At 72.3% G+C, this 13,334-nt stretch carries 14 protein-coding genes; 9 read left to right on the forward strand and 5 right to left on the reverse strand.

Annotated features, from left to right (window positions below; translation table 11 throughout):
- Positions 1–6: 6 nt before the first annotated feature.
- Positions 7–609, reverse strand: coding sequence for an LOG family protein (locus ACZ619_RS03410; protein WP_469593536.1), 603 nt, complete (start codon positions 607–609; stop codon positions 7–9).
- 27 nt (positions 610–636) lie between these two features.
- On the opposite strand from ACZ619_RS03410, the gene ACZ619_RS03415 reads away from it, so the two are divergent.
- The gene (locus ACZ619_RS03415; RefSeq protein WP_469593537.1) at positions 637–1,008 is read left to right on the forward strand and encodes a DUF6415 family natural product biosynthesis protein; all 372 of its coding nucleotides are present in this window, start codon (positions 637–639) and stop codon (positions 1,006–1,008) included.
- Between the two features lie 33 nt (positions 1,009–1,041).
- Here ACZ619_RS03415 and ACZ619_RS03420 read toward each other — a convergent pair whose 3' ends face one another.
- Positions 1,042–1,623: a TIGR03086 family metal-binding protein gene (locus ACZ619_RS03420; RefSeq protein WP_469593540.1), complete on the reverse strand. Its 582-nt coding sequence runs from the start codon at positions 1,621–1,623 to the stop codon at positions 1,042–1,044.
- Between the two features lie 158 nt (positions 1,624–1,781).
- Between ACZ619_RS03420 and ACZ619_RS03425 the strand changes: the two genes are divergently transcribed.
- Positions 1,782–3,011 (forward strand): MFS transporter, encoded by a 1,230-nt coding sequence (locus ACZ619_RS03425; RefSeq protein ID WP_469593542.1) that lies wholly within the window; start codon positions 1,782–1,784, stop codon positions 3,009–3,011.
- On the opposite strand, the gene ACZ619_RS03430 is transcribed toward ACZ619_RS03425, so the two are convergent.
- Positions 2,954–4,114 (reverse strand): hypothetical protein, encoded by a 1,161-nt coding sequence (locus ACZ619_RS03430; RefSeq protein ID WP_469593544.1) that lies wholly within the window; start codon positions 4,112–4,114, stop codon positions 2,954–2,956. The genes ACZ619_RS03425 and ACZ619_RS03430 overlap by 58 nt on opposite strands.
- 26 nt (positions 4,115–4,140) lie before the next feature.
- Complete coding sequence (locus ACZ619_RS03435; RefSeq protein WP_469593546.1) at positions 4,141–5,082, reverse strand: 5-dehydro-4-deoxyglucarate dehydratase; 942 nt, start codon at positions 5,080–5,082, stop codon at positions 4,141–4,143.
- A gap of 243 nt (positions 5,083–5,325) precedes the next feature.
- On the opposite strand from ACZ619_RS03435, the gene ACZ619_RS03440 reads away from it, so the two are divergent.
- The 7 genes from ACZ619_RS03440 to ACZ619_RS03470 all read left to right on the forward strand — a co-directional run bounded on the left by ACZ619_RS03440 (position 5,326) and on the right by ACZ619_RS03470 (position 12,627).
- On the forward strand, positions 5,326–6,135 hold the full coding sequence (locus ACZ619_RS03440; RefSeq protein WP_469593549.1) for an NAD-dependent epimerase/dehydratase family protein: 810 nt from the start codon (positions 5,326–5,328) through the stop codon (positions 6,133–6,135).
- 241 nt (positions 6,136–6,376) lie between these two features.
- Positions 6,377–7,147: a DeoR/GlpR family DNA-binding transcription regulator gene (locus tag ACZ619_RS03445; RefSeq protein WP_469593551.1), complete on the forward strand. Its 771-nt coding sequence runs from the start codon at positions 6,377–6,379 to the stop codon at positions 7,145–7,147.
- Between the two features lie 80 nt (positions 7,148–7,227).
- Entirely contained in the window at positions 7,228–8,598 is a 1,371-nt protein-coding gene (locus ACZ619_RS03450; protein ID WP_469593554.1) for an ABC transporter substrate-binding protein, read from the forward strand.
- Complete coding sequence (locus ACZ619_RS03455) at positions 8,595–9,533, forward strand: carbohydrate ABC transporter permease (protein ID WP_469593555.1); 939 nt, start codon at positions 8,595–8,597, stop codon at positions 9,531–9,533. The genes ACZ619_RS03450 and ACZ619_RS03455 overlap by 4 nt, the downstream gene beginning before the upstream one ends.
- Complete coding sequence (locus ACZ619_RS03460) at positions 9,530–10,366, forward strand: carbohydrate ABC transporter permease (RefSeq protein WP_469593558.1); 837 nt, start codon at positions 9,530–9,532, stop codon at positions 10,364–10,366. The genes ACZ619_RS03455 and ACZ619_RS03460 overlap by 4 nt, the downstream gene beginning before the upstream one ends.
- Complete coding sequence (locus tag ACZ619_RS03465; protein ID WP_469593560.1) at positions 10,363–11,352, forward strand: zinc-dependent alcohol dehydrogenase family protein; 990 nt, start codon at positions 10,363–10,365, stop codon at positions 11,350–11,352. The genes ACZ619_RS03460 and ACZ619_RS03465 overlap by 4 nt, the downstream gene beginning before the upstream one ends.
- 93 nt (positions 11,353–11,445) lie before the next feature.
- A complete protein-coding gene (locus ACZ619_RS03470) occupies positions 11,446–12,627 on the forward strand; it encodes a TerD family protein (RefSeq protein WP_469593562.1) in 1,182 nt (393 codons plus the stop codon).
- Positions 12,628–12,685: 58 nt separating this feature from the next.
- On the opposite strand, the gene ACZ619_RS03475 is transcribed toward ACZ619_RS03470, so the two are convergent.
- On the reverse strand, positions 12,686–13,252 hold the full coding sequence (locus ACZ619_RS03475) for a TetR/AcrR family transcriptional regulator (RefSeq protein WP_469593563.1): 567 nt from the start codon (positions 13,250–13,252) through the stop codon (positions 12,686–12,688).
- Between the last annotated feature and the right edge of the window lie 82 nt (positions 13,253–13,334).

The raw sequence follows: 13,334 nt of genomic DNA on the forward strand, positions 1-13,334 counted from the left end.
ACACGGCTAAACAGGAACGACCAGGTGTGGTTTCCCCTGATCGCGTGTGTAGTTCAGGGTCTGCCAGGTACCCGACCGAAGCTGCTCGACGCCGGGGAAGCCGATCGTCATCTCCGAGCGGTCGACCATCCATCTGTTCCGTGCGTGGTACGCGTCGGTGTGCAACTCCGGTGCGGCGAGTTCCACGATCTCGGTGAGGCGTTCGCGGACCAGGGCGACCGCTTCACGGGCTTCGGCCGGCTGCTGGTCGAGCGTGCCGGGAGTGACCACGGTGAGGTCGGCCTCCGTGTTCCCGGCCAACCACAACAAGGCAAGAGTGTCGATGCCCTTGGCGCCGCCGAGGTAGAAGTGCGCGCTTGTGGTGAACGGGAGCAGATACTCGGCGAACAGAGCCGAGAAGTCGTCGGGCCGACGGTGGCCTGTGCCACGGGTCCCTGTGATCGTCACCGAACGCGTCAAGATCAACTCCGTGTCATGGGTTGTCATATCCCCGGCTGATGCCGTCCTTGGGATCGTCAAGCCGTGGACAACGATGACCTCACCATGCTCTCCCCACGGGTGACCGTGGGATTGTGCCGCGCGACCGAGCCCCTGGTCGAGAGCGCTCACAGCACCCCTCCTCCGGACATCACCACGATGAGGGGCACCGCGAGCATCCTGCTCGACCCGGACGCGGCCCCTGGTGTGCTGCCCCCGTCAGCCGCCGGACTGCTCCTCCTCACCGACGCGTTGCGAGGTCACCTGCATCTGCTCGTCCCGGAGATCGAGTCACTGGCGGAAGAGGTCGGCAAGGCGAGCGTCGCCGGTTACGTAGCACGCAGATGTGTGTGGGAGGCCCGCAGCAGACTGGAAGCCGTACCCAGCCCCCGATACGGCGGCACCGTCGGCCACGCCCGGCGTCTTGCCCGCGCCCTCAACGCCCTGTGCGACCAGTTCGAACGACTGACGGCCGAGGACTCCCCTCTCCCGGGCTCCACCCAGGCGGGAGAGCCCCACGAGGGAGGGTGACGCCGACCGTCCATTCCCGCGACCCCGCGTCGGCTACGGCTTCCAGCCCGGGGCGCGGCCGGTCAGGCCGATCGTGCGGTCCAGCAGTGGGGCCGCTTCGGGCACCTGTACGACCGGGCCGAACGGGCCGCGGTCGCCCTGGGCCGCCGTCCGCAGGAAGCCGTACGCCGCCTCCAGGGCCGCCGGGTCCGGGGTGTACTCCTGGCCGGTGGCACGGGCCAGGTCCCAGCCGTGGACGACCAGTTCGTCGGCGGCCACCGCGGCCGCCACCGCGCCCGGCAGGTCGATCCCGCCGGCCCGCGTCATGCCCTCCCACGCGGACGGGTCGCGCCAGGCCCGGGCGAGCGCGTCGAGGGCCTCGGGCAGCTCCGTGCGCCAGCCCGGTCCGACGTCGGGCGTGACGGCGTCCGGCGGGGTGCCGGTCGTCGCGCCGAGGTCCTTGCGGGCCGCGTCCCGGAAGGCGACGGAGAGTCCCGCCACATGGCCGAGGAGGTGCCGGACCGCGTAGGCCGGGCACGGGGTCGGCGCCGCCAGCTGCCCGTCCGTCACCCGTTCCGCGAGCGCCGCCACGATCCTCGCCTGCGGTCCGAGGTCGATCATGGTCGTGCCGGTCATCTCCGGTGCCTCCTGCCGGTGCGGTGGTCTGCGTCGAAGGGTGGACCGCGCGGCGCGCCGAAACTCATCGGCGCGCCCGGACCCGGCCCGCTCCCGGCTCCGCTCTAAGGCACCTTCCCGATGCCCGCACCCCCGCCTCAGACCGACCATGAGCCGACATGACGACCTCCTCCTGGGCCGTGGTGCGGCTGCTGCGGGACCGCAACGCGGCGCTCTACCTCGCCGGCGTCGTGGTGTCCGGCTTCGGCACCTCGGCGCTCTGGCTGGTGTCGGGTGTCTGGGTCAAGGACCTCACCGGGTCCGACGGCCTCGCCGCGCTGTGCACCGCCGCCCTCTGGGCCCCCACCCTCGCCGGCCCGGTCCTCGGCACCCTCGCCGACCGCGTCCGCCGCAAACCCCTGCTGATCTCCGTCAACCTCGCTCTCGCCGGTCTCCTGCTCCCCCTGCTGACCGTCGGCTCCCCGGCCTCCGTCCCGCTCCTGTTCGCCGTCCTGCTCGTATACGGCGCGGCCGGCGTCGTGGAGGAGGCCGCCAACGCCGCGCTCGTCGCCGCCGCCGTCGACCCCGGCCTGCTCGGCGACTTCAACGGGCTGCGGATGACCGCCCGCGAGGGCATGAAGCTGGTCGCCCCGCTGACCGGCGCCGCGCTGTACACGGCGTACGGCGGGCGGGCCGTCGTTCTGCTCGACGCCCTGACCTTCGTGCTCGCGGCGGGGCTGTGCGCGCTGCTGCGGGTCCGCGAGGAGCGCCCCGCGCGGGCCGCCGGGAACTGGCGGCGGGAGACGGCCGAGGGCGTACGGCTGCTCCGGGGACACCCCGGGCTGCGCCCGCTGGTCCGGGCCGGCGGCACCACGCTCTTTTTGGCCTCGCTGGGCAGCGCCCTCAACTACGCCGTCCTGGACGCGCTGGGCCGCGCCCCCGCCTACCTCGGTGTGCTGTACGCCGTCCAGGGCATCGGCTCGGTCGCGGTCGGGCTGCTCGCGGGGCCGGCGATGCGGCGGCTCGGCGAGCGGTGGTTCGCGGTGTGCGGGATCGCGCTGACGGGGGTCGCGATGGCCGGGCGGGCCGTGCCGTGTGACATATCACTGCTCGCGTGCAGCCTGGCCTCCGGACTCGGCCTGCCCTGCGTCCTGATCGCCGCCTACACCGCCGTCCAGCGCGAGATCCCGTCCGCCGCGCTGGGGCGGGCGACCGCGACCGCCGACACGCTGATGTTCACACCGAACGTGATCGGGCTGACGGCCGGGGCCGCCCTGGTCGGACTCGTCGACCACCGGCTGCTGCTGGCGCTCTTCGGCGGCGGGCTGCTCGCCACCGCCGGGTCACTGGCTCAGCGCAGCGCCTCCCGCACCGCGGCCAGGTCCTCGTCGGACGCCAACCCTGCGTGATAGAGCCGCAGTTCGGTCGCGCCCAGGGCCCGCGCGCGCTCCGCGTCGGCCGCGAGCGTGCCGGGGCTGCCGCCCATCCCGGAGACCACCCCGAAGTTGGCCGCCAGGACGGTGTCCGCGCGGGCGTGCCCGGCGAAGGGCGTCAGCGGCGCCGGGCCGCCCGCGCAGGGGACCACGACCCCGTCGGCGACGGACAGGATCCCCCGCGGGTCCACGCCCGGGTTGGCGCCGCAGTGGTACGTCACCGGGTCGGCGTGCAGCAGGACCTGGAAGCCGGCGGGCGCGGCGGCGCGGACGGCGGCGACCACCGTCTCCTGGAGCGTGCGGGCGGTCGTGTCCCGCCACGCGCGCGTGGCCGCCGCCACCGGCTCGCCGAGCAGCTTCTCGACCGTCGGCCAGCCCCCGTCGTCGGCGGTGCCGCGCCACAGCGGTTCCAGCGCGTGCCGGACCGCCCTGGCCAGCTCGTCCGCGTCCAGGCCCTGTTCGCCGTAGCCCGTCCGGCAGTCCGGGCAGAAGCAGAGGGCCATCAGGTACTGGCCGGCGTCGCCGAGCGGGACGCCCGCGGTCTTGTCGTGGGCGTGCAGGTGCTGGAGGCCGTACCAGCCGAGGGACTCCAGTTCGGTGCCGGAGGCGCCCGGGCGCACGGCGGCCTCGGCGGCGAGGTCGGTGAGGTGGGCGCGGGTGGCGGGCTGGGCGATGCAGGGGGCCCACGGGTAGCGGTCGCCGTAGGCGTTGACGACCGAGGTGTCCGGACGGTCCGCGCCCAGACGGGAGTTGTGGGCGAGGATCACCCAGGTGTGCACTTCGAGGCCGGCGGCGCGCAGGGCCTCGGCCGCCTCGCCGTGGGCGTCGCCCGGGGCCCAGTCGCCGGCCGGGTACGGGCGGAGCGCGCGGCCCGCCCAACGGCCCTCGTCCGGCGGGTAGTACACGGCCGCGTGTTCGGCGGTGACGATGCGGCGCAGCGGGTGGCGGGGGGTCAGCGCGCGGGTGGAGTGGTAGGCGGAGGCGAGGGTGACCTGGTCCACGCCGAGTGCGGCGATCCGCCCGGCTGCCTCCGGGTCCCCGTTGACGTCCCAGGGGTAGACGAACGTCGACGCCTTCATACGGCTTCCTTCGGACGCGGACGGGCTCACGCGTTCTCCTCCAGCAGCGCGTACCCGCGCTCGATCAGCTGAGCGAGCTGCTTGACATGATCCTCGCCCGGTTCGTGCAGCGGGGGGCGGACCCCGCCGACGTCCAGTCCGCGCAGCCGTACGCCCGCCTTGACGAGGGAGACGGCGTATCCGCGGCCCTGGGCGCGGAGTTCGACGAAGGGGCGGTAGAAGCCGTCCAGCAGGCGTTCCAGGACCGGCCGGTCGTCCTCGCGCAGGGCCGTGTGGAAGGCGAGGGCGATCTCGGGGGCGAAGCAGAAGACGGCCGAGGAGTAGAGGGTGATGCCGATGGCCCGGTAGGCGAGCTGGGTCTGTTCGGCGGTGGGCAGGCCGTTGAAGTAGAGGAAGTCGCCGGGTGCCTCGGTGCGCACGGCGCTGACGACGCGCTGCATGAGGTCGAGGTCGCCGAGGCCGTCCTTGAAGCCGATGATCCCCTCGGTGCGGGCGAGTCCGACGACGGTGGCCGGTGTGAACACCGCGTTGTCCCGCTGGTAGACGATGACGGGGAGGCCGGTCGCCGCGGCCACCTCGCGGTAGTGCCGCAGCAGGCCCTCCTGTCCGGCGACCACCAGGTAGGGCGGCATGGCGAGCAGGCCGTCGGCGCCCGCAGCCTCGGCGAGACGCGCGTAGCGTGCGGCGAGCGCGGTGCCGTAGCCGGCGCCGGCCACCACCGGGACCCGGCCCTCGGCCGCCTCCACGGCCGCGGCCACGCAGGCCTCGTACTCCTCGGGCAGCAGCGCGTGGAACTCGCCGGTGCCGCAGCAGGCGAACACGGCGGCGGCGCCGGCGGCCACGCCCCGGCGGACGTGCTCGCGGTAGACGTCGAGGTCGAGGGCGCCGTCGGGGCCGTAGGCCGTGACGGGGAAGAAGAGCGGCCCGCGCGGGTCGCGGAGCCGGGCGGCGAGAGGGGCTGGCGTCACGGGCGCTCCCTGGGCGATGCGGTCGACGCAGTCGATGCACGCCTCTGATCGGCGTCTATATTCATGAACGCGACCACGTTACGAGTCCCGCTCAAGGCCGGTCAAGCAGGCAAACGACCAACATGCCAGCGGATTTCCGCACGCCACGGCACACTTGACGCAACACGCCCCAGCTCCCTAGCGTGTCCACGAATGTGAATACAATGCACGTACGCGACCAGCGCCGAGCCAAGGAGACCGTGGATGCCCACTCCCCGCACGCTACTGCTCACCGGCGCCGCCGGCGGGCTCGGCACCCTGATGCGGTCACTGCTCCCCCAGTACGGCTACGAGCTGCGCCTGTTCGACGTGCGGCCCGTCGAGGGCGCGCCGGACGCGATCACCGCCGACCTCGGGGACACGGCGGCGCTGCGCGAGGCGGTACGGGGTGTGGACGCGGTGCTCCACCTCGCGGGGATCTCCCTGGAGGCACCGTTCGAGAAGATCCTCCGGTCGAACATCGAGGGCACCTACAACCTGTACGAGGCCGCCCGGCTGGAGGGCGTGCCGCGCATCGTCTTCGCCTCCTCCAACCACGCCGTCGGCTTCGCGCCCGCCCCGCGGCCGGGCGAGCCGGCCGTCCCGGTCGACACCCCGCACCGCCCGGACACCTTCTACGGACTGTCCAAGTCCTTCGGCGAGGACCTCGCCCAGCTGTACTGGGACAAGCACGGCCTGGAGACCGTCTCGGTCCGCATCGGCTCCTGCTTCACGGAGCCGCGGGACGTGCGGATGCTCTCGGTCTGGATGAGCCCCGGCGACGGCGCCCGCCTCTTCCACGCGGCGCTGACCGCCGAGGAGGTCGGCCACACCGTCGTCTACGGCTCCTCCGCCAACACCCGGCTGTGGTGGGACCTCTCCTCCGCGCGGGCGCTCGGCTACGCGCCGCAGGACGACTCGGAGCAGTACGCCGGCAAGCTGATCGCCGAGCACGGCGAGCTGGACCCGGAGAACCCGGCCCACACCCACCTGGGCGGCCGTTTCGTGAACGACCCGCCGATCTGGCCGTACTGAGCCCCCACCGGGAGCGGGCGGGCACCGAACGGGCCCGCCCGGCGGCACGTTCGGGCACGGATCATGCCCGATCCCACGTCACCCACAGCGGCGCCCCAGGTCTGAGACGGGCACCCGGGAGTCCGATCGGGCACACCCGGGCAGCATCGGGCGCGCAACAGGCCTGGTCCGGACCGCGCACCGGCGGTAGAACTTCCCCCATGGCCCGAACGGGCGGCTCCACGGGGAAGCGGGTGACGGCATGAGCACCAGGACGGCGGAAGAACGCCAGCGCGAGATCGTGCGGACCGCCCGCGCCACCGGCTCCGTCGACGTCACCGCACTCGCCGCCGAGCTGGGCGTCGCCAGGGAGACCATCCGGCGCGATCTGCGCGCCCTGGAGGACCACGGGCTGGTCCGCCGCACCCATGGCGGTGCCTATCCCGTGGAGAGCGCCGGTTTCGAGACCACGCTCGCCTTCCGTTCGACCAGCCACGTCCCCGAGAAGCGCCGGATCGCGACCGCCGCCGCCGACCTGCTGGGCGACGCCGAGACCGTCTTCGTCGACGAGGGCTTCACCCCCCAGCTCATCGCCGAGGCGCTGCCCGGGGACCGGCCGCTGACCGTGGTCACCGCGTCCCTGCCGGTGGCGGGCGCGCTCGCGGAGGCCGAGAACGTCTCCGTACTGCTGCTCGGCGGCCGGGTCCGGCGGGGCACCCTGGCCACCGTCGACCACTGGACGACGAAGATGCTGGCCGGCTTCGTCCTCGACCTCGCCTACATCGGCGCCAACGGCATCTCCCGCGAGCACGGCCTGACCACCCCCGACCCCGCCGTCAGCGAGGTCAAGGCGCAGGCGATCCGGGCCGCGCGCCGCACGGTGTTCGCGGGCGTGCACACCAAGTTCGGAGCGGTCAGCTTCTGCCGGTTCGCGGAGATCGGCGAGCTGGAGACCATCGTCACCAGCACCCTGCTGCCCGCCTCCGAGGCCCACCGCTACTCGCTCCAGGGCCCGCAGGTCATCCGCGTCTGATCGACGAACACCCTCCCCGTACGGCACACCCACGCCCACGAGGGCCCCTTATGTCCCGATAAGTTCTCCAGGAGCGCCCCATGCGAACCCAGAGCCGTCGAACGCCCCGCGCGCTGTTTGCGGTGGCCGCCGCAGGAACGCTGATCACCCCGCTGCTCGCCGGCTGCTCGGGCGCCGGCGCGGGCGGCGGTTCCTCCGCCCACTCCATCAACGTCCTCATGGTCAACAACCCGCAGATGGTGGAGTTGCAGAAGCTCACGGCCGCCCACTTCACCAAGGACACCGGGATCAAGGTGAACTTCACCGTGCTGCCCGAGAACGACGTCCGCGACAAGATCAGCCAGGACTTCGCCAACCAGGCCGGCCAGTACGACGTCGCCACCCTCTCCAACTACGAGATCCCGATCTACGCCAAGAACGACTGGCTGGAGCCGATCGACGCGTACGTGAAGAAGGACACCGCCTTCGACCAGCAGGACATCCTCAAGCCGATGCAGGAGGCCCTCACCGCGGCGGACGGCAAGCTCTACGGCGAGCCCTTCTACGGCGAGTCGTCCTTCCTGATGTACCGCAAGGACGTCTTCGAGAAGAAGGGGCTGACCATGCCGGCCCATCCCACCTGGCAGCAGGTCGCCGACCTGGCCGCCGAGGTGGACGGCGCGGAGCCCGGCATGAAGGGCATCTGTCTGCGCGGGCTGCCCGGCTGGGGCGAGATGCTGGCTCCGCTGACCACGGTCGTCAACACCTTCGGCGGCACCTGGTTCGACAAGGACTGGAAGGCGCGACTGGACTCCCCCGAGTTCAAGAAGGCCACGCAGTTCTACGTCGACCTGGTCCGCAAGCACGGCGAGTCCGGCGCCGCCCAGTCGGGCTTCGCCGAGTGCCTGAACGACACGACCCAGGGCAAGACCGCGATGTGGTACGACGCCACCTCAGGCGCGGGTTCGCTGGAGGCCTCCGGTTCCCCGGTCAAGGGCAAGATGGGCTACGTCCCGGCCCCGGTCGAGAAGACCGACAGCTCCGGCTGGCTCTACACCTGGGCCTGGGGGATCCAGAAGGCGTCCAAGAACCCCGACGACGCCTGGAAGTTCATCTCCTGGGCGTCGGGCAAGGGCTACGAGAAGCTCGTGGGCCAGAAGGCGGGCTGGGCCGACGTGCCGGCCGGCAAGCGCACGTCGACGTACGACATCCCGCAGTACCGCGCGGAGGCGGCCGCCTTCGCGGACGTCACCCGGGACGCCATCGCCAGCGCCAGGCCCAACGACCCGGGTGTCCAGCCGCGGCCCGCGCCCGGCATCCAGTTCGTCGACATCCCCGAGTTCACCGACCTGGGCACCAAGGTCTCCCAGGAGATCAGCTCCGCCGTCGCCGGTCAGCAGTCCGTCGACGCCGCGCTGAAGAAGGCGCAGAAGCTCGCCGAGGCCGTCGGCAAGAAGTACGAGGGATCATGACCGCCACCGCCACCGCCCGGGTCGCCGCCGCCGCGCGGCCGGCGCCCCGGCCCCCGTCCGACCGGCTGCGGGCCTGGGCCACCCGGGCCCCGCTGCTGCCCGCGCTGGTCTTCATGGTCGTGGTGACCCAGCTGCCGTTCGTGGCGACCGTGGTGATCTCGTTCTTCGACTGGAACGCCCTCTACCCGAAGGACCGCCACTTCACCGGCGTCGACAACTACCGCCAGGTCCTGACCGACCCGGACCTGCGCCACTCGGTGGGGACGACCGCCCTGCTGACGGTCACCGTGGTGCTGGTCAGCCTGGTCCTGGGGCTCGGGGTCGCGCTGCTGCTCAACCGGAGGTTCCGGGGCCGGGGCGTGGTCCGCACCCTGATGATCGCGCCGTTCCTGGTCGTCCCGGTCGCGGCGGCGCTGCTGTGGAAGCACGTCCTCTACAACCCCGAATACGGCCTGCTCAACGGCCTGTTGCACTACGTCGGCGGTCCCCAGCCGGACTGGATCTCCGACACCCCGCTGCTCGCGGTCGAGGCCGCCCTGGTGTGGCAGTGGACGCCGTTCATGATGCTGATCCTGCTGGCCGGACTGCAGAGCCGTGACCAGCAGCAGCTGGAGGCCGCCCGGGTGGACGGCGCGAGCGACTGGCAGATCTTCCGCTACCTGACCTTCCCGCACCTGCGCCGCTACCTCGAACTCGGCGCCCTGCTGGGCTCGATCTACATCGTGCAGAACTTCGACGCGGTCTTCACCATCACCTCCGGCGGCCTGGGCACCGCCAACCTCCCCTACACCGTCTACCAGAGCTTCTACCAGGCCCACGAGAACGGCCTCGCCTCGGCCGCGGGCGTCCTGGTGGTCATCGGCTCGATCGTCATCGCGACCTTCGCCCTGCGCGTGGTGTCGTCCCTGTTCCGCGAGGAGGCGTCCCGCGCATGAACACCGCAGTGACCGCCGTACGGCGGGGCGGACCCGGGCTGGTCGCGTGGCTGACGGGGATCGTGTTCTTCCTGCCCATCGCGTGGATGGCGCTGACGTCCTTCCACTCCGAGACGGACGCGGCGACCAACCCGCCGTCCGTCACCGCCGCCCTCACCCTGGACGGCTACCGCGAGTTCTTCGGCGTCGGCGGCGGGGCGAGCCCGTGGCCCGCGCTGATCAACTCGACCATGGCGTCGGTGACCTCGACGCTCCTCGTCCTCCTGCTGTCCTTCCCGGCGGCCTACGCGCTGTCGATCCGCCGGGTGCGCAAGTGGACGGACGTGCTGTTCTTCTTCCTCTCCACGAAGATGCTGCCGGCCGTGGCGGGCCTGCTGCCGGTCTACCTGTTCGCGAAGAACGCCGGGATGCTCGACAACATCTGGCTGCTGGTCGTCCTCTACACCTCGATGAACCTGCCGATCGCGGTCTGGATGATGCAGTCCTTCCTCGCCGAGGTCCCGGTCGCGGTGATCGAGGCCGCCCGGGTCGACGGCGCGCGCCTGCCGACCGTCCTCGCGCGCGTGGTGGCCCCGATCTCGCTGCCCGGCATCGCGGCGACCGCCCTGATCTGCTTCATCTTCAGCTGGAACGAACTGCTCTTCGCCCGGGTCCTGACCGGCGTGGTCGCCGAGACCGCCCCGGTCTTCCTGACCGGCTTCATCACCAGCCAGGGCCTGTTCCTGGCGAAGGTGTGCGCCGCGTCGCTCGTCGTCTCCCTGCCGGTGCTCGCCGCGGGGTTCGCCGCCCAGGACAAACTCGTCCAGGGCCTGTCCTTGGGAGCCGTGAAATGAAGGCCGCCGTCATCGAGTCCGTGGGCCGCGCCGTCGTCACCGAGGTCCCCGACCCGGCACCGGGCCCCCGCGAGGTCGTCGTGGAGGTGGCCGCCTGCGGTCTGTGCGGCACCGATCTGCACATCCTCCAGGGCGAGTTCGCGCCCAAGCTGCCGATCGTGCCGGGGCACGAGTTCGCGGGCGAGGTGGTCGGCGTCGGCTCCCAGGTGACCGAGGTGGCGGTCGGCGACCGGGTGGCGGTCGACCCGTCCCTGTACTGCCACGAGTGCCGGCAGTGCCGGAGCGGCCACAACAACCTCTGCGAGCGGTGGGCCGCGATCGGCGTGACCGTGCCGGGCGGGGCCGCGCAGTACGCGGTGGCCCCGGTCGCCAACTGCGTCAGGCTCCCCGAGCACATCCGCACCCAGGACGCGGCCCTCATCGAGCCGTTGTCCTGCGCGGTCCGCGGCTACGACGTGCTGCGGTCGAGGCTCGGCGCGCGGGTGCTCGTCTACGGCTCCGGGACCATGGGCCTGATGATGCTGGAGCTGGCCAAGCGGACCGGCGCGGCGGGCGTCGACGTGGTCGACCTCAACCCGGCCCGGCTGGAGACCGCCCGCCGCCTGGGCGTCTCGGCGACCGCCGCGCACGCCGACGAACTGGACCGGCCGCAGGGCTGGGACGTGGTGATCGACGCGACCGGCAACGCGGCGGCGATCCAGGACGGCCTGGACCGGGTCGCCAAGGCCGGCACGTTCCTCCAGTTCGGCGTCGCCGACTACGCGACGCGGGTGACCATCGACCCGTACCGCATCTACAACCAGGAGATCACCATCACGGGCTCGATGGCCGTGCTGCACAGCTACGAGCGGGCGGCGGAGCTGTTCGCGAACGGGGTGCTGGACCCGGACGTCTTCATCAGCGACCGGCTCCCCCTGGACAGCTACCCGCAGGCGCTGGAGCAGTTCGCGGCGGGGGTGGGACGGAAGATCGTCGTCGTCCCCTGAGCCGTCCGGGGGCCGTCCGGGGGCTGTCCCGGGTCCGCCCTTCGGTAAGGGAACGGTAAAGCGGTGCCGTTCGTTCAGTGGGGCATGACAGCTATGACCCCTGGCTCGAACATCCCTCTCCCCGTCCCCCGGGTGGCGGTGGACGTCGCCGCCCCGGTGCGGCTCGACGTGTCGGGCCTGCTGCTCACCGGCGACGGCAAGGTGCGCTCCGACGACGACTTCATCTTCTACAACCAGCCGGCCGGCCCCGGTGTGACGTACCGCTCCGGCGGCGGTACGTCCCCGGACGCGATCACCGTCGACACGGCGGCCGTGCCGCCCGGCATCGAGAAGATCGTCGTCACCGCGAGCCCCGACGCCGCGGGCCAGACCTTCCAGGGCATCGAGCCGACCGCGACCATCCGCAACGCGGACGACGGCTCGGTGCTGGCCACCTTCACCCCGCCGCAGCTGGGCACGGAGACGGCGCTGGTCGTCGTGGAGATCTACCTGCGGGGCGGCGCGTGGAAGGCCCGCGCGGTCGGCCAGGGGTACGCCGACGGACTGGCCGGCATCGCGACGGACTTCGGAGTGTCGGTGGAGGAACCGGCCCCCGCCACCGCGCCGGCCGCTCCCCCGGCCCCCCTCTCCCAGCCGGCCCCGCCCGCCGTTCCCCCGATGCCGCCCGCCCCGCCCGCGCCGCCCGCCCCGGGCGCCGGGAAGGTCAACCTCGACAAGGGCCGGGTCAGCCTCCAGAAGAACCAGACCGTGTCCCTGGTCAAGGGCGGCAGCCCGCTGCTCGCCCAGGTGAAGATGGGCCTGGGCTGGGAGCCGGCGTTCCGCGGCGCCGACATCGACCTGGACGCCTCGGTCATCGCCTACGGCCCGCAGCGCAACCACATCGACAGCTGCTACTTCGGCAAGCTGTCCGTCCTCGGCGGCGCGATCAAGCACTCCGGCGACAACCTCACGGGCGAGGGGGGCGGCGACGACGAGGTGATCGTGGTCGACCTCGGCCGCATCCCGCCGGAGGTCACCGGCCTGGTCTTCACCGTGAACTCCTTCTCCGGCCAGAAGTTCACCGAGGTCGCCAAGGCCTACTGCCGCCTGCTGGACGCCGCGACCGGCGAGGAACTGGTCCGCTTCGACCTCACCGGCGCCGAACCGCAGACGGGCGTCCTGATGGCGAAGCTCATCCGCCAGTTCTCCGGCGAGTGGGACATGACGGCCGTGGGCTCGTTCGTGAAGGCCCGCACGGTCCGGAACATGGTGAAGCCGGGGGCGGAGGCGCTGTAGCACGGCGCCCCGGGCAGGGGGCGGGGGCGCACCCGGCCGAGGGGCGCGGGGCGGCCCCCTACGCCCCCAGCCCCTCCATCATCAGTCCCACGTACCGCCGGATCAGCGTCCGCTCCCCCTTCGCCAGCTCCGTCGCCGTCGCCACCCCGTGCGCCAGCCGCAGCACGTCGATCGGCTCGACGTCCCCGCGCAGCACCCCCGCCTCCTGCGCCGCCGACACCAGCCGGGTCGCCGCGCCCTTCACGCTCACCCCGCACGCCGTCACCGCGGCCACGCTGCCGTCGGTGACGGCGGACCCCAGGAGCGCCTTCATCCCGCGCACCTCGATCGTCCCCACGCACAGCTCGTTGAGCCACTCCGCCAGCGCCTCGCCCGCCGGCAGCGCGTCCCCCAGTTCGTCGGCGCGCACCGCCAGCGCCTCGATCCGGTCGACGTACGCGGCCTCCAGCAGCGCCTGCCGGGTCGGGAAGTGCCGGTAGAGAGTGCCGGAGCCGACGCCCGCCCGCTTGGCGATGTCGTCCAGGGACGCGTTCTCCCCATGCTCGGCGAAGGCCTCGACGGCCACCCTCAGCAAGCGCTCGTAGTTGCGGCGAGCGTCCGCGCGCATGGGCCTGACCTGCGTCATCCAGTTACTCCTTGCGAACCGGGGACTCTCTCCGTATCTTGTCGAACACTAAACGGAGACAGTCCCCGCTTGTCGCCGTGCG

It is taken from the genome of Streptomyces sp. NPDC104367, from assembly GCF_055583825.1.